Origin of the sequence: Methylobacterium gossipiicola, from assembly GCF_900113485.1 — a bacterium.
Classification (GTDB): domain Bacteria; phylum Pseudomonadota; class Alphaproteobacteria; order Rhizobiales; family Beijerinckiaceae; genus Methylobacterium; species Methylobacterium gossipiicola.
The window spans coordinates 184,004-208,055 of sequence record NZ_FOPM01000008.1 but is presented as its reverse complement, the minus strand read 5'-3'; the positions used below and the strand labels follow the sequence as shown (position 1 = coordinate 208,055).

At 70.8% G+C, this 24,052-nt stretch carries 25 protein-coding genes; 13 read left to right on the top strand and 12 right to left on the bottom strand.

Going from position 1 to position 24,052, the window contains the following annotated elements:
* Nucleotides 1–141: 141 nt before the first annotated feature.
* Nucleotides 142–966, top strand: a complete 825-nt coding sequence (locus BM249_RS09655; protein ID WP_091971244.1) for a 3-oxoadipate:acetyl-CoA acetyltransferase — start codon at nt 142–144, stop codon at nt 964–966.
* 122 nt (nt 967–1,088) lie between these two features.
* On the opposite strand, the gene BM249_RS09650 is transcribed toward BM249_RS09655, so the two are convergent.
* The gene (locus BM249_RS09650; protein WP_091971302.1) at nt 1,089–2,447 is read right to left on the bottom strand and encodes an MFS family transporter; all 1,359 of its coding nucleotides are present in this window, start codon (nt 2,445–2,447) and stop codon (nt 1,089–1,091) included.
* A 342-nt stretch (nt 2,448–2,789) separates the two neighbouring features.
* Between BM249_RS09650 and BM249_RS09645 the strand changes: the two genes are divergently transcribed.
* Complete coding sequence (locus BM249_RS09645) at nt 2,790–3,683, top strand: DUF1236 domain-containing protein (protein WP_091971242.1); 894 nt, start codon at nt 2,790–2,792, stop codon at nt 3,681–3,683.
* 57 nt (nt 3,684–3,740) lie between these two features.
* Here BM249_RS09645 and hrcA read toward each other — a convergent pair whose 3' ends face one another.
* Nucleotides 3,741–4,838, bottom strand: coding sequence for a heat-inducible transcriptional repressor HrcA (gene hrcA / locus BM249_RS09640; RefSeq protein ID WP_091971240.1), 1,098 nt, complete (start codon nt 4,836–4,838; stop codon nt 3,741–3,743).
* Between the two features lie 222 nt (nt 4,839–5,060).
* Here hrcA and BM249_RS09635 point away from each other — a divergent pair, with 222 nt between their 5' ends.
* The 3 genes from BM249_RS09635 (at nt 5,061) to rdgB (ending at nt 6,968) form a co-directional block, all read left to right on the top strand.
* Nucleotides 5,061–5,381: a hypothetical protein gene (locus BM249_RS09635; protein ID WP_091971238.1), complete on the top strand. Its 321-nt coding sequence runs from the start codon at nt 5,061–5,063 to the stop codon at nt 5,379–5,381.
* A gap of 105 nt (nt 5,382–5,486) precedes the next feature.
* On the top strand, nt 5,487–6,230 hold the full coding sequence (rph, locus tag BM249_RS09630) for a ribonuclease PH (protein WP_091971237.1): 744 nt from the start codon (nt 5,487–5,489) through the stop codon (nt 6,228–6,230).
* Between the two features lie 102 nt (nt 6,231–6,332).
* A complete protein-coding gene (gene rdgB / locus BM249_RS09625) occupies nt 6,333–6,968 on the top strand; it encodes an RdgB/HAM1 family non-canonical purine NTP pyrophosphatase (protein ID WP_091971235.1) in 636 nt (211 codons plus the stop codon).
* Between the two features lies 1 nt (nt 6,969).
* Here rdgB and BM249_RS09620 read toward each other — a convergent pair whose 3' ends face one another.
* Nucleotides 6,970–8,112, bottom strand: coding sequence for a DUF2778 domain-containing protein (locus tag BM249_RS09620; RefSeq protein ID WP_091971234.1), 1,143 nt, complete (start codon nt 8,110–8,112; stop codon nt 6,970–6,972).
* Between the two features lie 294 nt (nt 8,113–8,406).
* Here BM249_RS09620 and hemW point away from each other — a divergent pair, with 294 nt between their 5' ends.
* Nucleotides 8,407–9,585 (top strand): radical SAM family heme chaperone HemW, encoded by a 1,179-nt coding sequence (gene hemW, locus BM249_RS09615; protein WP_091971232.1) that lies wholly within the window; start codon nt 8,407–8,409, stop codon nt 9,583–9,585.
* Nucleotides 9,586–9,588: 3 nt separating this feature from the next.
* Here hemW and BM249_RS09610 read toward each other — a convergent pair whose 3' ends face one another.
* Nucleotides 9,589–10,836, bottom strand: coding sequence for a penicillin-binding protein activator (locus tag BM249_RS09610; RefSeq protein WP_091971230.1), 1,248 nt, complete (start codon nt 10,834–10,836; stop codon nt 9,589–9,591).
* Nucleotides 10,837–10,955: 119 nt separating this feature from the next.
* Here BM249_RS09610 and rsmI point away from each other — a divergent pair, with 119 nt between their 5' ends.
* Nucleotides 10,956–11,921 (top strand): 16S rRNA (cytidine(1402)-2'-O)-methyltransferase, encoded by a 966-nt coding sequence (gene rsmI, locus BM249_RS09605; RefSeq protein WP_091971300.1) that lies wholly within the window; start codon nt 10,956–10,958, stop codon nt 11,919–11,921.
* Nucleotides 11,911–12,303: a YraN family protein gene (locus tag BM249_RS09600; protein ID WP_091971298.1), complete on the top strand. Its 393-nt coding sequence runs from the start codon at nt 11,911–11,913 to the stop codon at nt 12,301–12,303. The genes rsmI and BM249_RS09600 overlap by 11 nt, the downstream gene beginning before the upstream one ends.
* A 3-nt stretch (nt 12,304–12,306) precedes the next feature.
* On the opposite strand, the gene BM249_RS09595 is transcribed toward BM249_RS09600, so the two are convergent.
* Nucleotides 12,307–12,696 carry a response regulator gene (locus BM249_RS09595; RefSeq protein WP_091971228.1) on the bottom strand — a complete coding sequence of 130 codons (390 nt, stop codon included), beginning with the start codon at nt 12,694–12,696 and terminating at the stop codon, nt 12,307–12,309.
* Nucleotides 12,697–13,052: 356 nt separating this feature from the next.
* On the opposite strand from BM249_RS09595, the gene BM249_RS09590 reads away from it, so the two are divergent.
* The 3 genes from BM249_RS09590 to BM249_RS09580 are packed head-to-tail and all read left to right on the top strand — an operon-like array spanning nt 13,053 to nt 15,867.
* Nucleotides 13,053–13,949, top strand: coding sequence for a glycine betaine ABC transporter substrate-binding protein (locus BM249_RS09590; RefSeq protein WP_091971227.1), 897 nt, complete (start codon nt 13,053–13,055; stop codon nt 13,947–13,949).
* A gap of 59 nt (nt 13,950–14,008) precedes the next feature.
* Complete coding sequence (locus BM249_RS09585) at nt 14,009–15,136, top strand: ABC transporter permease (RefSeq protein ID WP_244528666.1); 1,128 nt, start codon at nt 14,009–14,011, stop codon at nt 15,134–15,136.
* Nucleotides 15,133–15,867, top strand: coding sequence for an ABC transporter permease (locus tag BM249_RS09580; protein WP_091971223.1), 735 nt, complete (start codon nt 15,133–15,135; stop codon nt 15,865–15,867). The genes BM249_RS09585 and BM249_RS09580 overlap by 4 nt, the downstream gene beginning before the upstream one ends.
* Here the strand turns inward: BM249_RS09580 and BM249_RS09575 are convergent.
* Entirely contained in the window at nt 15,848–16,987 is a 1,140-nt protein-coding gene (locus tag BM249_RS09575; protein ID WP_091971222.1) for a L,D-transpeptidase family protein, read from the bottom strand. The two genes, BM249_RS09580 and BM249_RS09575, sit on opposite strands and share 20 nt — an antisense overlap.
* A gap of 141 nt (nt 16,988–17,128) precedes the next feature.
* Nucleotides 17,129–18,022 carry an extensin-like domain-containing protein gene (locus tag BM249_RS09570; protein WP_177232373.1) on the bottom strand — a complete coding sequence of 298 codons (894 nt, stop codon included), beginning with the start codon at nt 18,020–18,022 and terminating at the stop codon, nt 17,129–17,131.
* Between the two features lie 194 nt (nt 18,023–18,216).
* On the opposite strand from BM249_RS09570, the gene BM249_RS09565 reads away from it, so the two are divergent.
* Both BM249_RS09565 and BM249_RS09560 read left to right on the top strand, forming a co-directional pair.
* Complete coding sequence (locus BM249_RS09565; protein WP_091971220.1) at nt 18,217–20,286, top strand: M3 family metallopeptidase; 2,070 nt, start codon at nt 18,217–18,219, stop codon at nt 20,284–20,286.
* Nucleotides 20,287–20,393: 107 nt separating this feature from the next.
* Nucleotides 20,394–21,218, top strand: a complete 825-nt coding sequence (locus BM249_RS09560; RefSeq protein ID WP_091971219.1) for a hypothetical protein — start codon at nt 20,394–20,396, stop codon at nt 21,216–21,218.
* Nucleotides 21,219–21,242: 24 nt separating this feature from the next.
* Here the strand turns inward: BM249_RS09560 and BM249_RS09555 are convergent, their stop codons facing one another.
* The 5 genes from BM249_RS09555 to BM249_RS09535 form a co-directional block, all read right to left on the bottom strand.
* Nucleotides 21,243–21,539, bottom strand: coding sequence for a hypothetical protein (locus tag BM249_RS09555; protein WP_244528665.1), 297 nt, complete (start codon nt 21,537–21,539; stop codon nt 21,243–21,245).
* Between the two features lie 280 nt (nt 21,540–21,819).
* Complete coding sequence (locus BM249_RS09550) at nt 21,820–22,734, bottom strand: NAD(P)/FAD-dependent oxidoreductase (RefSeq protein ID WP_091971215.1); 915 nt, start codon at nt 22,732–22,734, stop codon at nt 21,820–21,822.
* Between the two features lie 113 nt (nt 22,735–22,847).
* A complete protein-coding gene (grxD, locus tag BM249_RS09545; RefSeq protein ID WP_091971213.1) occupies nt 22,848–23,192 on the bottom strand; it encodes a Grx4 family monothiol glutaredoxin in 345 nt (114 codons plus the stop codon).
* Between the two features lie 42 nt (nt 23,193–23,234).
* Nucleotides 23,235–23,777 (bottom strand): DUF29 domain-containing protein, encoded by a 543-nt coding sequence (locus BM249_RS09540; RefSeq protein WP_244528664.1) that lies wholly within the window; start codon nt 23,775–23,777, stop codon nt 23,235–23,237.
* Nucleotides 23,777–24,013, bottom strand: coding sequence for a BolA family protein (locus tag BM249_RS09535; protein WP_056095688.1), 237 nt, complete (start codon nt 24,011–24,013; stop codon nt 23,777–23,779). The genes BM249_RS09540 and BM249_RS09535 overlap by 1 nt, the downstream gene beginning before the upstream one ends.
* Nucleotides 24,014–24,052: the final 39 nt, after the last annotated feature.

The window sequence follows — 24,052 nt, the reverse complement described above, 5'->3', positions numbered from 1 at the left end:
CGCGAGCCTCGTTTTCCTTCGCCGAACCGGCATCCCCTTCGGCGGACCATGCTCCCGCCGAACGCGTTGACGCCACGGGGCGGCGCGGGGGATGAGGGGGCAGGGCGGTCGGAAAAGGTCGCCGCGGAGGAGGTTCACGCCATGCGTCCCGTCGTCGTCGCCGTCGCGATCACCGGCTCCGTCCCGCGCACCAACGACAATCCGACCCTGCCGGTGACGCCCGAACAGCAGATCGCCTCGACCCGCGCCGCCTACGAGGCCGGCGCCTCCCTCGTCCACATCCATGTCCGCAACCCGGACGAAAGCCCGTCATCCGATCCGGCCCTGTTCGCCGCCGTGAAGGCCGGCGTGGAGGCGCAATGCCCCGGCATGATCGTGCAATTCTCCACCGGCGGGCGCGGGCGCGATCCTGCGGCGCGCGGCCTGTCCCTGCCGCAGCGGCCCGACATGGCCTCGCTGTCGACGGGGTCGGTGAACTTCCCCACCATCGTGTACGAGAACCCGGCCGCCCTGGTGACCGACCTCGCCTCGGCGATGAAGGCCCACGGCGTGCGGCCCGAGATCGAGATTTTCGACCTGTCGCACCTCCACGGCGCGCGCCGCCTCGTGGAGGCGGGGCTCATGGACGAGCGCCCGCACGTGCAGTTCGTCATGGGCGTGAAGAATGCCCTCCCGGCGGAAGAACGCCTCCTCGACCTCCTGCTCGCCGAACTGCGCCACCTCCTGCCCCGCGCCACCTGGACGGCGGCGGGAATCGGGCGGAATCAGGCCGAGGTCATGGGCTGGGCCTTGGCGCGCGGCGCCGACGGCATCCGCACGGGGCTGGAAGACAACATCCGGGTCTCGAAGACGCGGCTCGCCGACGGCAATGCCGAACTCGTGCGGATCGCCGTCGACCTCTGCGCCCGGCACGGGGCGCGGCCGGCCACCCCGGCCGAGGCGCGGACGATGCTCGGTCTGGCCTGATCCAGCGTCCGCTTGATCAAAGCGGACGCTGGATCGGCAAGCCCGCGCGGCGCTTGAGCGAAACCGAACTCCGCTATTCCGAAGGAATCAATCGGAGTTCGTATGAGCATCGCCCGTTCCCGTCAGGCGTGGACGACGCGGCCCTTGGCTCCCAGCGCCTCCTCGACGGTGCCGTCGCCGTCGAGATAGCCGTGGCGCTTGGGGTTCGGCATGATCAGCGAGCCCACGAACGCGATGGCGAGCATGATGGTGACGTACCAGAAGAAGGTGCTCTCGGAGCCGACCTGCTTCAGGTAGAGGGCCACCATCTCGGCGGTCCCGCCGAACAGGGAATTGGCCACGGCGTAGGACAGTCCGACGCCGAGCGCCCGCACCTGGGTCGGGAACAGTTCGGCTTTCACGATCCCCGAGATGCCCGTGTAGAAGCTGATGACCGTCAGGCCGATCATGATCAGGGCGAAGGACGCGATCGGGTTGGTGGTGCCGCCGATGGCGGTCATCAGCGGCACCACCATGAGGGTGCCGAGGCCGCTATAGAGCAGCATGTTGGCCTTGCGGCCGATCTTGTCGGACAGCCAGCCGAAGAACGGCTGGATGAGCATGTAGACCAAGAGCGCCGCCGTGGAGATCTGCGAAGCCGTGACCTTGTCGATCTTCGCCGTGTTGAAGAGATATTTCGGCATGTAGGTGGTGAAGGTGTAGAAGCTCAGCGAGCCGCCGGCCGTGTAGGCCAGGACGACGCAGAACGCGCGCCAGTGCTTGAACAGGGCCGAGAAGGTGCCCGATTCTTTCGACTGTAAGTCCGCCTTGGAGGCGGTCTCGGTCAGCGACGAGCGCAGGTAGAGGGCGACGACGGCCGCCACCGCGCCGAGGACGAACGGGATGCGCCAGCCCCAGGCGGTGAGTTGCTGGGCGGTGAGGAAGCTCTGCAGGATGATGAGGACGAGGGAGGCGAGCAGCTGGCCGCCGATGAGGGTGACGTACTGGAACGAGGCGAAGAAGCCGCGCCGGCCCTTGATGGCGATCTCGCTCATGTAGGTGGCGCTGGTGCCGTATTCGCCGCCCACCGACAGGCCCTGGATCATCCGGGCGAGGAGCAGCAGGGCCGGGGCGAGGTGGCCGGCGGTGGCGTAGGTCGGCAGCACGGCGATCATGAGCGAACCGGCGCACATCATGAGCACCGAGATCATCATCGAAGTCTTGCGGCCGAGCCGGTCGGCGAGGCGGCCGAACAGCCACCCGCCGATGGGCCGCATGAAGAAGCCCACCGCGAACACCGCCGCCGATTTCAGCAACTGGCTCGTGTCGTCGCCCTCGGGGAAGAACACCGGCGCGAAGTAGAGCGCGAAGAAGGCATAACAGTAGAAATCGAACCACTCGACGAGGTTGCCCGACGACGACGCCACGATGGCCTTGATCCGCCGGCGGTTGTCCGCCGCCTCGTCCGGCCTCGGCGTCGCCACTCCCATTCCGCTCGACATGCGCTTCTCCCCGGTTCCGATGGCGTGTTCTTGTTGTTTGACGAAGACGTCGGCCCGGATCGCCCCGCCGCCGGGTCCGCGCGTGAGACGCCTCGGACCGACGTTAAGCGTCGGGCGAAATTTCACAAGGGTCACAACACCGTGATGGTCGTCGCGACCTGTCGAACCCGTATCGCGGGTGTGGACGGCGCACGCTCAAGCTTTCGCCTTGCATTCGAGGTGCCCAAACGGCTCCCGGCATGATCAGGGGAAGATTTCCTGGAACGGTTTTCCAGATTTCCTCGTTGCGGCTGCGTCTGGGCGTCGAGGACGTCATCGGTTGATGAGGCGGGAAACGAACGTATGAGCAAGCTCTTTCGCAGCACGGTCGCAGCGGCGGCCCTTGTGTTCGGCGCGACGACGGCCTTCGCGCAGGGTGGCCCCGGCGGCGCGGGTGGCGGCGCCGGAGGTGGAGCGGGTGGTGCCGGGCCGGGCGCCAGCGGCGGACCGACCGGCGGCGCGGGCGGGCCGGGCGGAGCGGGCGGCCCCGGTGGCGGAGGCGGACCGGGTGGCGGCATGCGCGGGGGCGCGGCGGGTGGTGCGGAGCGCGGCGGACCGGCTGGAGCCGAGCGTGGCCCGGGCGCGGCCGAACGCGGTGGCCCGGACGGCGCAGCCCCCGGTGGCGCGGCTCGCGGCGGCGCCGAAGGCCGTTCGGAGCGTGGCGGCGAGACCCGCCCCGGTCAGGCCGGCCAGGGCCGCATGGATCGCGACGGACCGGGAGAGCGGGATGGCCAGAACCGGGACGGCAAGGACCGGAACGGCAAGGCAGGCGACCGTGATCGCGACGGCAAGGCCGATCGGGGTGCCGACCGGAACGATCGCGGCGGCAAGGCCGATCGGGATGGACGCGCGGATCGCGACGGTCGGGACCGCGACGCAGGCCCCCGTGGTGACCGGGGTGGTCGCGACCGCGGCGACCGGGGTGCCGTGCGCGGCGCCTATGGCCGCCTCGGCGCGCCGCAGCGGACGGAATTCCGCCAGAGCGTGCTCCGCCGCGGCATCCCGCGCTTGGCCGCCGGGGCCTTCGCCCTCACGGTCGGCACGGCCATCGCCCGCAGCTACACCCTCTACGACCTCCCGCCGGACATCATCCGCATCGTGCCGGAATACGAGGATTACCGCTACGTCCTCGTCGGCGACGACATCGTCATCGTCGATCCCGACACCTACGAGATCGTGGACGTGATCCGGGGCTGATCCCGTCGACATCGAGAGCCGGGAGGGCGTGGCCGCGAGGCCGCGCCCTCTTGGCGTTCACCGCGGGTTGCGGTCGAGGAGCCCCGAGACCACCCGGGCGGTGTAATCGACCATGGGGACGATGCGCGCATAGTTCAGCCGCGTCGGTCCGATCACCCCGACGACGCCGACGATCTTCTGCGCCCCGTCGCGGAACGGCGCGGCGATCATCGACGAGCCGGAGAGCGAGAACAGCTTGTTCTCCGAGCCGATGAAGATCCGCACGCCCTCGCCGCCCTCGGCCCGGGACAGGAGTTCGATGACGTCCTTCTGAGTCTCGAGGTCGTTGAACAGAAGGCGGATGCGTTCGAGGTCCTCGGCGGCTCGAAGATCGTCGAGGAGATTGGCTTGGCCTCGGACGATGAGCTGGCGCGCGTCCGACGGGCCGACGGAGACGGCGAGGCCGGCATCGACGAGGCGCTCGGTGATGGCGTCGAGTTCGCGCTTCATCGCCTGACGGCCGGATTCGATCTCGGCCCGCAGGGTCCCGAGGGTGCGGCCCTGCAGGCGGGCGTTGAGGTAGTTCGACGCCTCCTGCAGGGCGCTCGCCGGCAGGCCGGGGGGCAGGTCGAGGAGGCGGTTCTCCACGGAACCGTCGTCGGAGACGAGGACCACCAGGGCGCGGGCGGGGTCGAGGCGCACGAATTCGATGTGCTTGAGATGCACGTTGGTCTTCGTGGTGAGCACCACCCCGGCCCCGCGCGAGATCCCCGACAGCAGGGTCGAGGCTTCGGCGAGCGCACTGTCGAAGGTGTGTCCGGAGGCCGCCGCCCGCATCTGCGCCTCGATCCGCACCTGCTCGTCGCGCCCGACATCGCCGAGTTCGAGCATGCCGTCGACGAAGAAGCGCAGGCCCTGTTCCGTGGGCAGGCGGCCGGCGGAGGCGTGCGGGGCGTAGATGAGCCCGGAATGCTCCAGATCCGCCATGACGTTGCGGATGGAGGCCGGCGACAGGGCCATGGGCAGGATGCGCGCGAGGTTGCGCGACCCCACGGGCTCGCCGTTGGTGAGGTAGCTCTCCACGATCTGCCGAAAGATCTCGCGGGCGCGTTCATTCAGCGCAGTGAGAACCTGGGCTTGTTGTGGAGAGGAAAAAGGACGAACGGGCTCGGTCACGGGGTCTTTCCTGGGCACCCGATTGTGTCCGCCCGGCGGTCCCGACACAAGACACGGGCGCGGCATCGGAGCGCCGGGCGGCGGCTCGGGCTTAATCCCGGCTCCAATGAAAATTTCCTCGGCAAAAAGTTTGAGACCATCGCGGCGGATCGTGCGTTCCCCTGCGCTCGCCCCACGGCCCGCCGACGGCCGATCCCGCGTTGCGTTTCGAAGGAGTCCTCCATGCGCACCCCCTCCCGTCCCGGCCTCGTCCGGTCCCTCGCCATCGTCCTGGCGATGATCGGCGCGATGTTCGTTGCCGCCCCTCAGGGCGCTCAGGCGGCGCCCGCCATGGTCTCGACCCAGGTCGCCGGCCCGGCCGAAGCCCTCACGCAGGTGCAGTACGGCGGCTGGCGCCACCACCGTCACCATCATCATCACCGCCATTTCGGCCACCGCCGCCACTTCGGCCATCACTACGGCCACCGCCGCCACCATTTCGGCCGTCACTTCGGCCACCACCGGCATCATCACTACGGCTACGGCCGTCGCCACTTCTACTGAGAGCGAGGGGCGCCCCGGGGGCGCCCCTTTTCGTTCGAAGGCGTTGCCGGGCCCGGCCCCGGCGCCTAAGAGCCGCGTCCTGAGATCTGAACCGGGAGAGCGGCGATGCGGCCCTCGAAGCGCGCCAACGACGAACTGCGCACCGTCACCCTCGAGCGCGCGGTCGCCCGCTACGCCGAAGGCTCCTGCCTCGTCACCTTCGGCGAGACGAAGGTGCTGTGCACCGCCTCCCTCGAAGAGCGCGGCCCGCCGTGGCTGCGCGGTTCCGGCAAGGGCTGGATCACCGCCGAATATTCCATGCTGCCGCGCGCCACTCACGAGCGCACCCGACGCGAGGTGAATTCCGGCAAACCGTCGGGCCGCACCCAGGAAATCCAGCGTCTCATCGGCCGGTCTTTACGCGCCGTCACCAATCTGCCGGCCATGGGCGAACGCGGGATCACCGTCGATTGCGACGTGATCCAGGCCGATGGCGGCACCCGCACGGCGGCCATCACCGGCGCCTGGGTGGCCCTGCACGATTGCTTCGCCTGGATGCGCGCCCGCTCCATCATCTCCATCGACCCCCTGCGCGACCACGTGGCGGCGGTATCCTGCGGCATCGTGAAGGGCGTGCCGGTGCTCGACCTCGATTACGCCGAGGATTCAGGGGCCGAGACCGACGCCAATTTCGTGATCACCGGATCGGGCGGCCTCGTCGAGGTTCAGGGCACCGCCGAGGGCAAGCCATTCTCGGAAGACGAACTCCTGGCCCTCCTGCGTCTGGCCAAGGGCGGAACCGAGCGCCTCGTCGCCCTGCAGAAGCAGGCCCTGGCGCAGCCCCCCTCGGACAAGAAGGCGACGTCCTGATTCGGCGTCCTCGCGACCAAGGCGGATGCTGAATCAGCAAGTCCGCGCGGCGTTTGAGCGGAGCCGAACTCCGCCATTCCGAAGGAAACAAACGGAGTTCGTATGAGCCAGCATCGCATCCTCACCGGCCGGGTGGTCATCGCCACCCACAATGCCGGCAAGCTCGTCGAGATGCGCGAGCTGCTGGCGCCCTTCGGCGTCGAGGCGGTCTCGGCCGGGGAACTCGGCCTGCCCGAGCCCGACGAGACCGGCACGATGTTCTCGGAGAACGCCGCCATCAAGGCGCATGCCGCAGCGCAAGCCTCCAGCCTGCCCGCCTTCGCCGACGATTCGGGCCTCTGCGTCAATGCCCTCGACGGTGCGCCGGGCCTGTTCTCGGCGCGCTGGGCCGGGGCGTCCAAGGATTTCGGCGGGGCCATGGCCCGGGTCGCCGCCGAGATCGAGAAGCGCGGCGACACCACTCGCCGGGCGCATTTCGTCTCCGCCCTCGTCATCGCCTGGCCGGACGGCCACACGGAGACCTTCGAGGGCCGGGTATTCGGGCAGATCGTCCCTCCGCGCGGGACCAGCGGGTTCGGCTACGACCCACTCTTCCTGCCCGACGGGCACGACCGTACCTTCGGGGAAATCTCCTCGGACGAGAAGCACGGCGTCGACTGGCAGACGGGCGACGCCCTCTCGCATCGGGCGCGCGCCTTCGTGCTGCTGGCGCAGGCGTGCCTGCGGCGGCCCGTCTGAATCACCCACCGTTCTGCGAGCGGTCGGCCATGCCGTAGCGGCGGCCGCTCGCGGGCGGGCCGTCCTGGCCGTTGCCGGCCACCACCACGAGGCGCTGGACCTCACCGCGCAGGAACGCCTGCAGGAAGCGGTTGTAGTCGCGGAACACGACGCAGCCGTTCGAGGCGCCGCTGGGTCCGAGCATGTAGGTATGCGCCAGGAGGCCGACCCGGCCGTGGATGGCGGCGGGACCGCCGACGGGGTTGAGGCGGATCGCCCGCACCCCGTGGAACAGGGCCTCGCGCTCGCGCAGGTCGTATGTGCCGGGCGGCGTCGCCCCGCGCATGGTCAGGTGCACGTGGCGCGGATTGTCCTGGGCGGGGCCGAGGCCCGAATGCGCCTCCAGCACTTCGCCGCTGGGCAGGGTCACGCGGCTCGCACTGATATCGTAGACCGCGATCCCGGCCCCCGCCATCGGGGCTGGCACGAGGCGTTGGCGCGATGGAATCGCGTCCGGCGCCGTCTCCACGGCGGCGTAGCCGAGGGCCGTGGGAGCGGGGGCGTCGCCGAACAGACGGTCGAACAGCGACGGCTCCTCCACCCCGGCCGCCCGGAACACGCTCTGGGTCGAGGGCATCGCCGGACGCCGGGTGAGGCGGGCGGTGACGGCCACGGGGGTGCTCACCGGCCCGCGCCGGAACTCGGCCGGGCGCCGCACCGGCAGCGGCGTCGCCAAGGGCGTTGCCAAAGCGACCCGCTCCGGCAGGGCCGCCGGGGTGGCGGCGATCCGCGCGGCCGGGATCGCGGGCTCGGCCGGCGATTCCGCCTGGGCCATGGTGGCCGGGGACGCTACGGACGCCGTGGCGAATCGCTGGAAGTCGGAGGCCAGGGGCAGGGCGACGGCGTGACCGGAATTTCCCAGGGCGGGTGTCGGATCGAGCATCCAGGCATAGGCTGCCGGGAGGGGCCGAACCGCCGGTTCGGCAGCCACGGCGACGCGCGACGGCTCCGCCGGGCGCTCCTGCGGCAGGCCCTCGCCCCAGCCGGAGAGGCGGGCACCGACGAGGCCGAGGGCCCCCACCGAAACGGCGAGCAGGGCACGGTTGCGGCGACGGCGGCGGTCCTGCTGCGGCCAGCGGCGCGAGCGAAGCGCGACATAGGTCATGGGAACTCGACTCGTGACGCGGGTCCCGTTCGGGCAGCCGTCGCCGGTCACGGACCCGTGCGACGCCGCGCGCGGCTCCGAGGCGGCAACAGGGTTCGCCGTCGTGGGAGGAACTGATCGTAAGTGACTGTGAGTAAACGGCGACTTGGTTAATCTTGCCTGAAGACAATGCGCGCGATGCGAAAATAAAATGCTCTCCGATGCCCCAGTTCGGGACGGAAGGACTTTCCGGGTGGCCCTGCGCCATCGGAGACCGGGATTGCCAAACGCCGCCCGCACGCGCACATCGCCCGCATGACCGAACCGACAGGCCCGGACCATCCGACCCGCGACGCGGGCTTCGGGGTCTACGTCCATTGGCCCTTCTGCGCCGCGAAGTGCCCGTATTGCGACTTCAACAGCCACGTGCGCCACGCACCCGTGGACGAGGCGCGCTACCTCGCGGCCTTCCGGGCCGAGATCGCCCACATGGCGGCGCGCACGCCGGGCCGCACGGTCTCCAGCATCTTCCTCGGCGGCGGCACCCCGTCCCTGATGCGGCCCGCCACCGTGGCGGGTTTGCTCGACGCCATCGCGGGGGCATGGGCGACGGCCCAGGACATCGAAATCACCCTGGAGGCGAACCCGACGAGCGTCGAGGCCGAGCGGTTTCGCGGCTACCGGGCGGCGGGGGTGAACCGCGTGTCCCTCGGCGTCCAGGCCATGGACGACGCTGCCCTTAAGGGCCTCGGCCGGCTCCATACGGCACAGGAGGCCATGGCGGCGGTGGCGGTCGCAGCCACGCATTTCGAGCGCTATTCCTTCGACCTCATCTATGCCCGCCCCGACCAGACCGTGGCGGCGTGGCGGGCCGAACTGGAACAAGCCATCGCGCGGGCGGCCGAGCACCTGTCGCTCTATCAGCTCACCATCGAGCCCGGCACGCCGTTCTTCGGGCTCGCCGCCACCGGCCGCCTCGTGCCGCCCGACGACGACCACGCCCGCGCCCTGTACGACGTGACCCAGGAGGTCTGCGACCGCGCGGGGCTTGCCGCCTACGAGATCTCCAACCACGCCCGCCCCGGTGCGCAGTCGCGCCACAACCTCCTCTATTGGCGCTACGGCGAATATGCGGGGATCGGTCCCGGCGCCCATGGCCGCCTCGTCGGCCCCGGGGGTCGCTTCGGCACCGTCACCGAGCGGGCGCCCGAGGCTTGGCTCGCCCGGGTCGAGGCGGACGGCCACGGCATCGTCGAGACCGAGGCCCTGTCGGCCGCCGATCAGGGGGACGAGTTCCTGATGATGGGCCTGCGCCTCGCGGAGGGGATCGACCCTGCCCGTTACGCCGCCCTGAAGGGCCGGTCCCTCAACCCCGCCCGGATCGACGGCCTCGTGACGGACGGCCTCGTGGTGCGCCGCCCCGACGGCCGCATCGCCGCCACCCCGCGCGGGGCGCCCGTCCTCAACGCCCTGGTGGCCGCCCTGGCGGCGTAGAACTCAGGTTCCGGGCCGTCCGAGCACGCGCGGCGCCGGGCTGATCACCACCGGGGCGCCGCTGCGGATTTCGGACACGGCGAGCGTCCGGTCGCTCGGGCCATCCGGCCGGAACCGGAAGGTGCCGTCGATCCCGGAGAAGCCGGCTGGATTGGTGAGGGTCGCGTCGGCGAAACGCTGCGAACCGTATTGCCGGCTGAGCGCCGCCACGAGCGACACGGCATCGTACGCCAGGGTCGCCACGCGGAGCGGCGGCGCCCCGAAGCGGGCCTGATAGCGTTGGGAGAAGCCCGCGAACCCGGCGGTATCGGGAGCGGCGAACCAGCCGCCCTGGAGGGCGGGCAGGGCGAAGGCCCTGGGATCGTTCCACACCGCCGTACCGAGGGGCCTGACCCGGGCCGGCGAGAACCCAGCCTTCGTCAGCACCGGATCGAGGCTGGCGAGGCCGTCCGGGGTATCGGGCAGGAACAGGGCATCGGCCTGGGCGCCGCCGCCGGTGATGAGGCCGGCGAGCCGGGCCACGGCCGGACCAGGACTGCCGGGGGCATAGCGCTCGATGCCGACGAGGCGACCGCCCTTGTGCGCCACCGCCTCACGGAACTGCGCCTCGACGGCGTTGCCGTAGCTGTTGTCCGGGATCAGGGCCGCGAAGGAGCGCCGTCCCTTGGCGACGGCCTCCCCGACGATGCGGTCGACCTCCGCCTGCGGCAGGAAGCTTAAGAGATAGACACCGCGCGCCGCCACCGCAGCATCCGTCGAGAAGGCGATGACCGGCTTGCCCGTGGCGCGGGCCGCCCCAGCGGCGGCCTGGACATTGGCGGCGAAGAGCGGACCGAGCACGAGTTCGGCGCCATCGGCGAGGGCCGTCTGTGTCGCCGCGCGGGCGCCCTCCGGCGTGCCGCGATCGTCCTGGACCAGGATCTGCAGATCGGATTTCTGAAACTCCTCGACGGCGAGTTCGGCGGCGTTGCGCAGAGCCGACCCTACGGCCGCCCCCGGCCCGGTGAGCGGTACCACCAGGGCGACCTTGACCGGCCCGCTGCCGATCCGGGTCCCCGGAGAGGCAGGGAGCGGCAGCCCCGTATTCGCCGGCGGCAGGCCATCGTCCGGCGAGGCCTCGGCCAGCACCGGCGGCGCCCGGCGTCCGAGGCGCGCATCTGCGTCCGGCCCGCCGATGCAGCCCGTCAGGGTCGCCAGCACGAGGGCGCCGCCGCTCACGAGGCCCGAGAGTCGCCACTTCGCGCGTTCCATCGCGGTCCCTTGTCGTCGGTCGTCGATCCAGGGTGGGTGTGTGGGCGCGAAAAGTAAATGTGCGTGCCGATGGGTGCGTGCATTCCGCCCGAGGGGGCCGGCATGGCATGGTCCCCGCCATGACACAGCGCAGCGACAAGCCCGGCCGCCCCCGCAGGGATGGCTCCTCGACGGTCTCCAAACCCGCCTCGACCTTCACGGCCTTCGGCCTGGCGGCGGAGGCCGAGCCCCTCGATCCGGGTCTGCACGTGGTCGCGACGCCCATCGGCAACCTCAGGGACGTGTCGTTCCGGACCCTCGCCACCCTGGCGGCGGCCGATGCGGTGCTGGCCGAGGACACGCGGGTGACCCGGACGCTGCTCATGCATTACGGCATCACCACGCCGCTGGTGGCCTACCACGAGCATTCCAACGCCGCCGTGCGCGAGCGGATGATCGCCCGGATGCAGGCCGGCGAGGCCCTGGCCCTGGTGTCCGACGCAGGCACGCCCCTCGTCTCGGACCCCGGCTTCAAGCTCGTCCAGGCCGCCATCGAGGCGGGCTTGCGCATCACGCCGATTCCCGGCCCCTCGGCGGTGATGACCGCCATCGTGGCGGCCGGCCTGCCCACCGACCGGTTCTTCTTCGAGGGCTTCCTACCGCAGAAGGCGGGCGCCCGCCGCAACCGCCTCGAAGCCCTCGCCGGGGTGCCCGGCACCCTGGTGCTGTTCGAATCGCCCCACCGCCTGCCGGAGATGCTTGGCGACGCCACCGACATCCTCGGCGCCGGGCGTCCGGCGGCGGTCGCCCGCGAGTTGACCAAACTCTACGAGACCATCCGGCGCGGCAGCCTCGGCGACCTCGCCGCGACCTTCGCGGAGGAGGGGGCACCGAAGGGTGAGATCGTGGTGATCATCGGCACGGCCACGGACGAACCCAGCGAGGCGGAGACCGATGCGGGTCTCGATGCGGCGCTCCAGGCCGCGCTCGCCCGGCACTCCATCAAGGATGCCGCCGCCCTGGTGGCCGACGAGACCGGCCAGCCGCGCCGCGTGGTCTATGCCCGCGCCCTGGCGCTGTCGCGGCGGTCCGACGATGACGCCTGAGGGCCACGACAGGGCCGCGGAGCGGCGCCTCGCGACCCATGGGCGCGGCCTGTCGGGCGAGACACGGGCGCTCCTGGCGCTGATGCTGAAGGGTTATTGGCCCCTCGCCCGACGCTACGGCGCGGCGGGCGGCGAGATCGACCTCGTGATGCGGCGCGGACGCACGATCGCGTTCGTCGAGGTCAAGGCGCGGGCGACCCTGGACACCGCCCTGGCGGCCATCGACGGCCGCAAGCGGTCGCGGTTCTCACGGGCCGCCCGGGCCTGGCTCGCGGCGCATCCGGCCTGCGCCGATTTCACCCTGCGGGCGGATGCGGTCCTGGTGCCCCCCCGGCGCTGGCCGAGGCATGTGGCCGACGCGTTTCCCCTGGAGGAGCGGTGAGGCTCAGCCCCGCGCGGCGGCGACGGCTGCCAGCAGGGTGCGCTTGAGATCGGCCTGACTGAACGGCTTCTGCACCACCGGGCGATCACGAAAGGGCTCGCGGATTCCGGCGCCGCCGTAGCCCGTCGAGAACACGATGGGGAGGTTGCGCTTCACGATGGCCTCGGCCACCGGATAGATCGGCTCGCCCGCCACGTTCACGTCGAGGATCGCAACCTCGAACGTCTCGGAGGCGGCCATTTCGAGGGCCGTGGACAGGCGGGCGGCAGGGCCAACCACCGTGCAGCCGAAATCGAGCAGCATGTCCTCGAGGAGCATCGAGATCGCGGCCTCGTCCTCGACGACAAGCACGCGAGCCCCGTTCAAAAGGTCTTCGTTCACTTGAGCACTCACGCCGAGGATTCTTCCCTTCGATCCGCTCCGGACTCCGGAACGTCGTATGCAGAGGAGGCTTGCTGCAAAGATGGAGTCTCGAAACCGACCCCTGGCGCCGCTGGACGGCGTCATGGATCGTGAGCACGACAACGTAGCCGATGATCCCAGGGAGCGGAGACTCCTCAAGGACGTAGCGAGCCGTCGCCCGTTCCGCCGGGCGTGTCAAGCGCCTCACCGGGTTAGAGCGTCGCCAAGGACCATGGATGTTACGAAGTGATACATTTGCGTCTCTAACGCTCGTGACACCGCCACCGCGAGTCGCGCCCACGAATCACAGGCCGGATCGCGCCGCGTCCCGCTCCCCATCCCGACGCATGGCGCTTGGAAGCCTCGCGGGAGCCGCCATCCTCGCCACGCGGCCGGCGAGGGGAGCCGCCCCCGTGGTCGTCGCGTCGAAGAGCGACACGGAGGGGGCGTTGACGGGGGCGATGATCGCCCTAGCCCTCGAAGCCCTCGGGCTCACGGTGGTACGTCGCCTCGGCCTCGGGCCGACCCTCATCCTGCGCAAGGCCCTGCTGGCGGGCGAGATCGACCTCGCGCCGGAATACACCGGCAACGGCGCCTTCTTCACCGATACGGTGGACGATCCCGCCTGGAAGACCTCGGAGGGCGCCTACGAAACCATCCGCCGGGCCGACGCCGCGCGCGGCCTCGTCTGGCTGGAGCGGGCGCCGGCCAACAACACTTGGCTCATCGCCGTCAACGGCGCATTGGCGCGCCGCGAAAGCCTCGCCACCATGGCGGATTTCGCCCGCGCCGTGACGGCCGGGTCCATCCGCCTCGCCGCCTCGACGGAGTTCGTCGAGAGCCCCGCCGCCCTGCCGTCCTTCGAAGCGGCCTACGGCTTCCACCTGCCCCTCGACCGCATCGTCAGCCTGCCGGGCGGCGACACGGCGGTGACGGCGCGGGCGGCGGCGCAGGGCATCAGCGGGATCAATGCCGGCATGGTCTACGGCACCGACGGCGCCCTCGATGCTCTCGACCTCGTGGTGATGGGCGACCCGAAGGGCGCGCAGATCGTCTACGAGGTCGCCCCGGTGATCCGCGCCGAAATCCTCACGCGCCATCCGGACATCCGACCGGCCCTCGCCCGCATTTTCACGGCGCTCGACGCCCCGACCCTGCGGGCCCTCAACGCCCGCATCACCGTGGAAGGCGCCGTGGCCGAGGCCGTGGCGCGCGCCCACCTCACCGCGCGCGGCCTCTTATGACCCGGCCCCCTTCACCCGTCGCGAGGGGCCGCGCCGCGCCGTCGCGCCGCCTTTCGGTCGTGGCGGCCCTCATCGCCGTGGCAGGCTTGGCGTGGGTTCTCCTCCGGGAACCGCTCCTCGTCGTCGCGGCGAACCGCCTCGTGCCCGGCGTCCCGGTGACGGGGGCAGCCGTCCTCGGCCCCGCGTTGCCCGCGATCTTCGGCGGCGGCGCCGTCGCGGCCGGTCTCCTCGCCGCGTCGTCCGGACGGCGGGCGGGTGGCGTCGCCCTGGCGCTGATCCTCGCGGCCGGCGGTCTCCTCGCCTGGGGGCTGGGGCACGGCGCCGCCCTGCGGATGGCGGATCAACCCCCGGCGGCGCGGGCAGGCCTCGGAGCGGGGGCCTGGCTCGCGGCCCTGTGGTTCGCCACCGCTTTCGGGCTCGCCACGCGACGCGTCCGCCGCCCCGGCCTCGGCCCCGGCGTTGCCTGCGGCCTCCTCGTCACCCTCGTCCTCGCCGGTCGGGCCGGCGCCTTCGACGCCCTGTCCCTCGCCATCGAATACGCGGCCCGGCGCGAGACGGTCCACGCCGCCCTATGGGAGCACCTCGCCCTGGCCGGCGGCGGCCTGGGGCTGGCGATCCCGGCCGCCGTCGCCCTCACCGCGTGGCGGCGCGGGCAGGATCTCGTGGCGATCGTGCTCGGCGGCGTGCAGGTGATTCCGGCGGTGGCCCTGCTCGGCGCCCTCGTGGCGCTCACGGGTGGCCTGCTGCGCCTCGCGCCGGCCCTGCGCGAGCTGGGCCTTTCCGCCCTCGGGCCGGCTCCCGCCATGGTGGGGATCGCGGCCTATCTACTGCTGCCCTTCTGGCGCGGCCTCACGGCGGCCCTGCGGGCGCCCGACCGCGACAGCCTCGATGCGGCGCGGGGCCTCGGCCTCACCGAAACGCAGATCCTCCTGCGCCTGCGCCTGCCACTCGGGGCGCCCCAGCTCGTCGGCGCCCTGCGGGTCGCGGCGGTGCAGGCCCTCGGCCTCGCCACCCTGGGGGCCTTGGTGGGCGCGGGGGGCCTCGGCCGAATCGTCCTCGACGGCATGGCCCAGTTCGCCCCCGACCTCATCCTCCTCGGGGCGATCCCCATCGTGGCCCTGTCGCTCACGGTTGAGGGCGCCTTGAGCACCCTGGAAGACCGAATGCGCGCGCGGGATCCGGCATGAGCGGTCGTCCCCTCGTCTCCGTGGCGGCGACCGGCCTCGTCCTCGCGGCCATGAGCCACCCCGCCGTGGCGACCCGGATCGCGGGCGCCCTCGGGGAGGCGCCACGCCGGGCCCTCGACGTCGATCGCCTGCTCGCCCTGGCCGGGCAGCACCTCGTCCTCGCCGGCACGGGATTCGCCCTCGTGGCGATCCTCGGTATCGGTCTCGGTATTCTCGCGACCCGCGAAGGCGCCGCGCCCCTGCGCCCGGCCCTCGACGCCCTCGCGGCCGGCGCGCAGGCGGTGCCGCCGGTGGTCACCGTGGCCCTTGCCCTGCCGATCCTCGGCTTCGGCGGTCCCCCGACCCTGCTGGCCCTCGTCGCCTACGGGGTGATGCCGCTCTTGCGCGGAACGGCGGGTGCCCTCGCGGCCGTCCCACCGGATGCGAAGGCGGCGGCCGAGGCCATGGGCCTGACCCGGCGGCAAATCCTCGCCCGGGTCGAGCTGCCGCTCGCCGCGCCGGAGGTCGTCGAGAGTCTGCGCACGGCCCTGGTGCTCGCCGTCGCGACGGCCGCCGTGGGGGCGCTCGCGGGCGCCAACACGCTCGGCACCCCCATCGTCGCCGGTCTGCAGAACCAGAACATCGTGCCGATGCTTCAGGGCACCACGGCCACCGCCGCCCTGGCCTTCCTCGGCGACGCCGCGCTCGTCGGCCTCGCGGGGCTCTTCCGGATCAATCCTCCGCGAACGTGACCTTGGCGCCGGGCTCGATCCGGCCCGCCAGATCGCGCACGTCCCAGTTGGTCAGGCGGATGCAGCCGTGCGATTCGGTCTTGCCGACCTTCTCGGGCTCCGGCGTACCGTGGATGCCGTAGGAGGGGATCGACAGGTCGATCCACACCACGCCCACGGGATTGTTCGGGCCGGGCTTGATCTCGAACTTCTCCTTCGCCTTCACGCCCTTGAACGCGTATTTCGGATTGTAGGTGTAGGTTGGCGCGAAGGCGACGCCCTTGACGGTGGCTTCCCCCGAGGGCGCCGGCTTCTCCTCGCTGCCGATCGAGGCCGGGTAGAACGCCACGAGCTTGCCCGCTTTGTCGAAGGCCCGAACATGGCGGGTCTCCTTGTCGACGGTGACCCGGACGACGTCCTTGTCCATGCGCTTCCTGTCCTCGGCACTCGGCTTGCCCGTCTCCAGGGGCGGCACCGCCGCGACGGCGATCACCGTGCCGGCCTTGTCGAACGGTTTGCCGGGGTTCAGGGCTTCGAGGAGGGATGGCGCCATGTGGAACCGCTCGGCCAGCATCTCGCGCGCGTTGGTGTAGCCTAAAGTGTCGAGATCGGCCTGATCCTCCATCTTGGGCGGGATTTTGGAGACGTAAGGGCCGGCGGCATCGGCCTCGGTCACGGTGTAGTCCGTCACCACCGGGTCCGCGCGCGTAGCCTTGAGCGTGTCGAACAGGGCGGCGTTCAGGCTCGTCGTGGCGGGCAGGCCGTTGGCGACGGCAAAGGCCGAGAGGGCGCCCCGCAGGTTGTCGCCGTCGAGGCCGTCGATGGCGCCGGGCGAGAAATGCGCCCGGTCCAGCAGAACCTGCACCTTCACGAGGATAGGGTCCGGGCGCTTGTCGTCGGCTTTTTTCGCGGTGTCCTTCTTGGGTTTCTCCGTCTCGCTCCCGTTGGGCTCGGCGCCCTCGGTGAAGACGGCGGCGTCGATGCTCTCGCGGGTCAGGGCCGGCGGCGCGTCGCTTCGGGTCGGCTCCGACCGAACGGGAGCCTCCTTCGAGGGCTGCTTGTCGGGAGCCGCCGAGGCGCCGCCGACAAGACAGGCCAGGGCCAACAGGGACACACCGCCCACCGTCGAAAATCGCCGCATCGTTCGAAGTCCGTATCCGTGCCGGGGCGCCACCGCCCATGTCGGCGGAACAAGCGCGACGGCCCCCAAGCCGTTCCAGACATGAAGCCGCTCCAGACACGAAGCCGTTCCAGGCGTGAAGGCGTTCCGCTCAGGCCGCTATCATTGGCAGAGGCGGTGGCCGGCGGTGCGCTCGCGCTCATCGAGGTGAAGGTGGTTGCCATGGGCGGCGTCGGTGCCCGGTCCCAGGACCGTGCGGAAGAATCCGCAGGCCGTGGCGCGGGCATGCGCCAGGAACGCCGCCTCCGGCGTTCCCTCGGGGAGGGACGCCACCGCGATGTCGGGGCGCCCGGAGAAGCTGAACGCCATCACGTCGATGCCGTTGGCGAAGGCGTGCTCGCTGAGCTTCGCCTCGGGATCGTGATTCTGTCCCCGGCAGAGATAGGTGGTGCCGAGGGTGAGACCCGCGAGGGGGCGGGACAGGTCGCGCTCGGCCAGCACCTGCGCCTCGACGGCCCAGCGCGCCAGGGCTTCGGCGGCACCGCAGACCAGGGTCGCGGGCGGCGTCACGGCGAGGCCGTCGCCGAGGGCCGTGAGCTTCAGGGGCCGCGCGGCGCCGCACTGGCCGTCCGACAGGGCGGGCAGGGGTTCGAAGCGAGCCCCGAGGCGCTCCAGGCGCCGCCGGCACGCCGTGTCGTCCGTCGCCGACACCGTGAGGGCGAGGGCTGCTTCGCCGGAGAGTTCGGCCGGGCGGGCCGGGGGCAAGGGGGGTGGAGAACCGGGCGGCGGGGTGAGGGGGCCATCCTCGGTCTTCGTCGCATCGGGTTTGGTGGCTTCGGACCTTGCCGCCGGGCCGGAGAGTTCGGGCGGACGCTCGGGCGGGCGCGGGGCCTCGACGACTGGGGCGGGCGGCTCGGTGAGGTCCGCCGGGCGGGCCGGCGGCACCGGGGGGACCGTTTCGGCCTGCGCCCATGACGGGGAGAGGGCCGACAACGCGAAGAGGCTGGTGAGGGCGACCCCGCGACGGATCAGGGCGGCGAGGGGGCGCGAAGACATCCGGATCCGATCCTGTCCGGCCGCCACGGTCGTCGCGCCGTGGCCGTCCGGGGCGCACACGATCGGGGCATCGAGGGGACGGAACAAGAGCAGCCGAGCAACAGCCGCCGCGCAATGACGCGCGCCGGCCTTTGCGCCCGGACGGACGGGGCCTTAGGTTCCGCCGCAGAACCGCCCCGAACGCCAGGACAGCCATGACCGCCGCTCCCGTGACCCCCGACGCCGCCACCGGACCGTTCGCGGAGCCCGTCTGGGCGACGCCCTACGGCCTGCCGCCGTTCGAGCGCATCGCGCCCGCCCATTACCTCCCGGCCTTCGAGGCGGCCCTGGACGTCCACAACGCCGAGATCGCGGCCATCGCGAACAATCCCGACGCACCGACCTTCGGCAATACCGTCGGCGCCCTGGAGCGGGCCGGGCAAGACCTCGACCGGGTGGCCGGCGTGTTCTTCAACCTCAGCGGCAGCCACACCAACCCCGACCTCCAGGCGGTGGAGCGCGCCATCACGCCGCGCCTCGCCCGCCACGGCAGCGCCATCTACCTCAACCCCGACCTCTGGGCCCGCATCTCGGCCGTCGATGCCGAGGCCGAAGCCCTTGGACCGGAGGAGCGCCGCGTCCTCGACCGTTACCGCACGCGCTTCCGGCGTTCGGGCGCGGACCTTGCCTCCGACGCCAAGACGCGGATGGCCGAGATCGCCGGCCGCATGGCCGAACTCGGAACCCGTTTCAGCCAGAACCTGCTGGCCGACGAGAGCGGCTTCGCCCTGCCCCTCGACGGTGAGGAGGATCTCGCCGGCCTACCCGACTTCCTGCGCGACGCTGCGGCCTCGGCCGCCCGGGAACGCGGCGGCGAGCACAGCCACGTCATCACCCTGTCGCGCTCCCTCATCGAGCCATTTCTGGTGTTCTCCACCCGGCGGGACCTGCGCGAGCGGGCCTACGAGGCGTGGTCGAAGCGCGGGGAGAACGGGGGCGAGACGGACAATCGCGGGCTGATCGCCGAGATCGTGGCCCTGCGCGCCGAGCGGGCCCGGCTCCTCGGCTTCGAGAGCTTCGCCCATTTCAAGCTCGCCGATACCATGGCGGGCAATCCCGATGCCGCCACGGCCCTGCTGCGCGATGTCTGGACACCGGCCCACCGGCAGGCCGCCGCCGAGCGCGACCGGCTTCAGGACCTGATCCAGGCGGAGGGCGGCAACTTCAGCCTCGCGCGGCACGATTGGCGCCACTATGCGGAGAAGCTCCGCCGGGCCGAGCACAGCCTCGACGAGGGCGAGATCAAGCCGTACCTCTCCCTCGATCGGATGATCGAAGCTGCCTTCGACACGGCCACGCGCCTGTTCGGCCTGCGGTTCGAGGAGTTGCCGGACGTGCCGCGCTATCACCCGGATGTGCGCGCCTGGGCCGTACGCGATGCCGACGGCACGGAGGTCGGCGTTTTCCTGGGCGACTACTTCGCCCGTGCTTCCAAGCGCAGCGGCGCCTGGATGAGCGCCTTCCGCTCGCAGGAACGCCTCAACGGCACCGTCCGGCCCATCATCGTCAACGTCATGAACTTCGCCCGCGCGCCCGAGGGCGAGGCGACGCTGCTGTCCTTCGACGATGCCCGGACCCTGTTCCACGAGTTCGGCCACGCCCTGCACGGGCTCCTATCCGACGTGACCTATCCCCTGCTTGCCGGCACGGCGGTGGCGGGCGATTTCGTGGAGCTGCCCTCGCAGCTCTACGAGCACTGGCTGGAACAGCCAGAGGTCCTGCGCCGCCACGCCCGCCACCACCGGACCGGTGAGCCGATGCCGGAGGATCTGCTGAAGCGCCTCCTCGCGGCCCGCACCTTCAACCAGGGCTTCGCCACGGTGGAGTACACCGCGTCGGCCATCGTCGACATGACCCTGCACCTGTCGAGCGCGGGCGAGGACGGCCTCGACGTCCTGGCCTTCGAGGCCGAGGCCCTGAAGCGCATCGCCATGCCGGCCGAGATCTCCATGCGCCACCGCACGCCGCATTTCGCCCATATCTTCTCGGGCGACGGCTACGCGGCGGGCTACTACAGCTACCTGTGGTCGGAGGTGCTCGACGCCGACGCCTTCGATGCGTTCCGCGAGGCCGGGGATATCTTCCACCCCGAGACGGCGGCACGCCTGCGCAAGTACGTCTACGGGGCGGGCAACCTGCGCGATCCGGGCGAAGCCTACACGGCCTTCCGTGGCCGGCTTCCCAGTATCGATCCCCTCCTGCGCAAGCGGGGACTGGCCGCCTGACGCGGGGTCTCGCAATCCAACCCTGGCTTTCCGAAGCGGTATGGTAACGCTTCGGTAAACAAGCATCCTTAACCCATGCTTTCAGAGTTCTTCGGGAAGCATGGGTCATGACGGATACGGTGGGCACGGCGCCGGACACCTCGCCGGAAGGGCTGCTGAAGCAGGCGGTGATGGGCGCGCGGGCGAAGGCCGACGCCAAGCCCGCGCCCCTCGCGACGTCAGCCCGGCGGCTGTGGCTCGACCCGCGCCTCCACGGCGTCGCCGCGGTTGCCATGGTTCTGGGCGGTCTCGTCGGCGCCGGCGCCACCCGTCTCGTTGCGGCGACCGACGACAACACGGCCCCGGCGCTCGCGACGATCCAGCAGCGCCTCGGTGCGGCGCAGGCGGAGACGGACCGCGTCGGCGCCGCCCTCGCCGAACTCAGCAAGAAATTCGCCCATGCACAGGAGACCATCGACGCGGGACGCGGCGAGGCCCGCACCCGTGGTACCGCGACCCTGGAACGCATCGCACGGGCCGAGCAGGGGCTCACGGCGAAGTTGACCGCCATGAGCGAGCGATTCGAACAGATCGAGAAGGATCACACGGGACGCCTCGCGGCCTTGACGGCACAGATCGACAAGCGCGCGGCGGCGCCCGTCCCGGCTCCGGCCACGCCCGTCGCGGCCAAGGTCGTTTCGGAGCCGACGGAAACAGGGGCGATCGCGGACGCGAAGGCCCATGCGGTCCCGAAACCCGCAGCCACGGACAATTGGGCCGTGCGTGAAGTCTACGATGGCGTGGCAGTCCTCGAGGATCGAAAGCGTCGTCTCGTCGAGGTCGGGATCGGCGACACGGTACCGGGTGTCGGCCGCATCGAGACGATCGAGCGTCGGGGCCGAGCCTGGGCCGTGGTGACCCGTCAGGGTGTCATCACCGCTCAGACCTGGTAGGCGCGGCGGACACGACGAACGCGATCAGGTCGCCTGGATTTCGATCTCCGCTTGGCGCGGGGACGGGGGAAAGCGCGTCTCCATGGTCATGGGGTCGGCCATCATGGAAGGCCGCGCCGCCCGGTTGCGTCCATGTGTCAGCGCCCTGGCCCGCGCCTCCTGCGATGGGTGCAGGATGGCGGCGAGGAACCCGTGGCCTTCGAACTCCGCATCGAGATTTTTGGCTTCGAACACTGGCATGGCGTTCACCGACCCGGCGCCGTTGAGGACTCCAAAGGGAGCCGCGACCCGGTCACTGGCAGAAACCGTGGATAACGCCAACGAGTTCCGAATGCACGCCGCAATTGACGGTTAATTTACGATTGCGTGGATCGGGCGATTTTTCGCGTGTGGCCCCACACGTGAATACTTAGTTCGCGAACGGGGCGGACTCCATGAGCCAGCCATGGGCGGAGGCATCGTTCCGAGCCGCCCAGAAGTTGCCTCAAACTCGCCCTATTTCTCTCGACTGGCCCCGCCCACCGAATCACCGATGGGGCCGGCGGTAAAACGAACAGACGAACTGCATTCGATTCCTCAGGATCGCGACGTCGGGGCTCGCTCAGGCGCCACCCAGGCGTGCGGATTCGGCCTTCAGCAAGTCGGTGTTGATGGCGAAGGCCGCCATGGCCCCTTCGGCAGCCGCGACCACGAGGAATTGGACCCGCCGTGAGGCATCGCCGGCGACGTAGAGGCCGGGCACGTTCGTGCTCTCGTAATCCCCCGTCGGCACAGTGCCCTTCGGCGAAAGATCGCAGCCGAGTTGAGCGATGAGGGGCGAGGGGCGGGTGCCCCCCGGCGCGAGGAAGACGGCGCGGCAGGCCCGCTCGCTCCCATCCGCGAAGACGAGGCGCTCCGCACGGCCGCTCCGTCCCGTGAGGCGGGCCACGGCGCCGTCTTCCACCGCGATGCCGGTGCGGGCGAGGCGGCTGCGGTCGGCCGCCGACAGGCTTCCTGGATCCCCGTCGGTGCACAGGGTGACGTCCCGGCTCCAGACGGTGAGTTCGAGGGCGAGACCGAGGCCGGCATGGCCGGAGCCGTAGGCGACGAGGGGTCGGTCGCGGCTCTCGTAACCGTCGCAATACGGGCAGGTATGAACCCCGTGCCCCCAGTAGGTGTCGAACCCCTCGATCTCGGGCAGGTCCTGGCGCAAACCCGTGGCGAGGATCAGCCGACGCGCCCGCTCGGTCGCGCCGTCGCCGAACTCGACGGCGAAGCTGTCGCCCTCGCGACGGGCCCGCGTCACCTCGGCCGTGCGGTATTCGACGTCGGGATAACGGGCGAGGTCGGCCCGCGCCTGCCGACGCAGGGCATCGGGCGGGGTGCCGTCGCGGGTGAACAGGCCCCAGCTGCGCGGACTGGCGGCGTTGCGCGGCGTTCCGGCGTCGAGGAGGAGTACCGACCGGCGGCAGCGTCCGAGGATGAGCGCGGCATTGAGGCCGGCGGGTCCGCCGCCGACGATGACGACATCGTACATCGCGCGCCTCCGGGTTCATCCGATCGATGAACCAACGGCCCGGCGGTGAGGCCGTTCAAATAAAAAAGGGCGCCCATGGCGCCCTTTTCCGTCTCGAACCGCGTTGCGCCGGATCAGGCGGCCGTGGGGGCGGCCTTCACCGGAATGCCCTTCTCGGACAGGAACTGCTGCAATTCGCCCGACTGGAACATCTCGCGGGTGATGTCGCAGCCGCCGACGAACTCGCCCTTCACGTAGATCTGCGGGATCGTCGGCCAGTTGGAGAAAGCCTTGATCCCCTCGCGGATCGCCATGTCGTCCAGGACGTTCACGCCCTTGAACGGGACTTCGAGGTAGTTGAGAATCTGCACGACCTGACCCGAGAAGCCGCACATGGGAAATTGCGGCGTGCCCTTCATGAACACGACCACGTCCTGGGACTCGATCTCGGCCTTGATGGTGGTGTTGGCATCGGTCATGGGAGCTTCGCCTGTCTTTGATGTCGTTCGGTACGGGTGAGGTCAGGATTTGCGGGCGGATTTCAAGACCGTCGATTCCGCGATACGCCGCTGGGCGGCATCGAGATCGAACGGGCTGACGAGAAGTTCGTCCGGCCCCAGGGGGCATTGAACGGGGAGGTTGGGGATCAGGGTGTCCCCGTACCGGATCAGCCCGAGAGTGGCCAAGGCCTGTGCCGAGGACCAGATCTTGTTCCAGTCCAGGCGCTGCCGCATGGACCGCTCGTAACGACCCATCGCCGTGATCTGGAACGTCCCGGCCTCCTCGCGCCAATGATCCCCGGCGGTGACGCCGGGGGCGGACAGTCGCTTGAGAAGATGCGCCAGGGTCTGGGCCAGCAGACTTTCCACGGCATGGATCTGAGACCGCCCCACGCTCTCGATCTCCTCGGCGACGTTCTCCCAATCGAGGGCGTTCGACAGATCGGGCCGTGATGCGAGGGCGCGCACGGCAGCAGCCTGCTGCTCGGCCCAGGTCACGATATCGTCATCGTAGAGGCTCGACTGGTCCATCCGTCCGCCCTCGGGGATGCCGGGGAAGTCCATCAATCCTGTGGGACGCCCGTGGTGAGCGCAAGGGCGTGCAGCACGCCCCCCATGCGCCCCTGCAGCGCGCCGTAGACCATCTGGTGCTGGGCCACCCGGGTCTTGCCCTTGAAGGCGGCGGACAGGACGGTGGCGGCGTAGTGGTCACCGTCCCCGGCCAGATCCTTGATCTCGATCCGGGCGTCGGGCAGGGCCTCCCGGATCATCGCCTCGATCTCGCGGGCATCCATCGGCATGGGATCAACTCCTGTGAAATGGCTTCAGGCGGCCACGGC

Bases quoted from the DNA above. Each gene is read 5' to 3' on its own strand.
- BM249_RS09655 (WP_091971244.1), top strand. From the start codon at position 142: ATGCGTCCCGTCGTCGTCGCCGTCGCGATCACCGGCTCCGTCCCGCGC.
- BM249_RS09650 (WP_091971302.1), bottom strand. From the start codon at position 2,447: ATGTCGAGCGGAATGGGAGTGGCGACGCCGAGGCCGGACGAGGCGGCG.
- BM249_RS09645 (WP_091971242.1), top strand. From the start codon at position 2,790: ATGAGCAAGCTCTTTCGCAGCACGGTCGCAGCGGCGGCCCTTGTGTTC.
- BM249_RS09635 (WP_091971238.1), top strand. From the start codon at position 5,061: ATGCGCACCCCCTCCCGTCCCGGCCTCGTCCGGTCCCTCGCCATCGTC.
- rph (WP_091971237.1), top strand. From the start codon at position 5,487: ATGCGGCCCTCGAAGCGCGCCAACGACGAACTGCGCACCGTCACCCTC.
- rdgB (WP_091971235.1), top strand. From the start codon at position 6,333: ATGAGCCAGCATCGCATCCTCACCGGCCGGGTGGTCATCGCCACCCAC.
- BM249_RS09620 (WP_091971234.1), bottom strand. From the start codon at position 8,112: ATGACCTATGTCGCGCTTCGCTCGCGCCGCTGGCCGCAGCAGGACCGC.
- hemW (WP_091971232.1), top strand. From the start codon at position 8,407: ATGACCGAACCGACAGGCCCGGACCATCCGACCCGCGACGCGGGCTTC.
- BM249_RS09610 (WP_091971230.1), bottom strand. From the start codon at position 10,836: ATGGAACGCGCGAAGTGGCGACTCTCGGGCCTCGTGAGCGGCGGCGCC.
- rsmI (WP_091971300.1), top strand. From the start codon at position 10,956: ATGACACAGCGCAGCGACAAGCCCGGCCGCCCCCGCAGGGATGGCTCC.
- BM249_RS09600 (WP_091971298.1), top strand. From the start codon at position 11,911: ATGACGCCTGAGGGCCACGACAGGGCCGCGGAGCGGCGCCTCGCGACC.
- BM249_RS09590 (WP_091971227.1), top strand. From the start codon at position 13,053: ATGGCGCTTGGAAGCCTCGCGGGAGCCGCCATCCTCGCCACGCGGCCG.
- BM249_RS09580 (WP_091971223.1), top strand. From the start codon at position 15,133: ATGAGCGGTCGTCCCCTCGTCTCCGTGGCGGCGACCGGCCTCGTCCTC.
- BM249_RS09575 (WP_091971222.1), bottom strand. From the start codon at position 16,987: ATGCGGCGATTTTCGACGGTGGGCGGTGTGTCCCTGTTGGCCCTGGCC.
- BM249_RS09570 (WP_177232373.1), bottom strand. From the start codon at position 18,022: ATGTCTTCGCGCCCCCTCGCCGCCCTGATCCGTCGCGGGGTCGCCCTC.
- BM249_RS09565 (WP_091971220.1), top strand. From the start codon at position 18,217: ATGACCGCCGCTCCCGTGACCCCCGACGCCGCCACCGGACCGTTCGCG.
- BM249_RS09560 (WP_091971219.1), top strand. From the start codon at position 20,394: ATGACGGATACGGTGGGCACGGCGCCGGACACCTCGCCGGAAGGGCTG.
- BM249_RS09550 (WP_091971215.1), bottom strand. From the start codon at position 22,734: ATGTACGATGTCGTCATCGTCGGCGGCGGACCCGCCGGCCTCAATGCC.
- grxD (WP_091971213.1), bottom strand. From the start codon at position 23,192: ATGACCGATGCCAACACCACCATCAAGGCCGAGATCGAGTCCCAGGAC.
- BM249_RS09540 (WP_244528664.1), bottom strand. From the start codon at position 23,777: ATGGACTTCCCCGGCATCCCCGAGGGCGGACGGATGGACCAGTCGAGC.
- BM249_RS09535 (WP_056095688.1), bottom strand. From the start codon at position 24,013: ATGCCGATGGATGCCCGCGAGATCGAGGCGATGATCCGGGAGGCCCTG.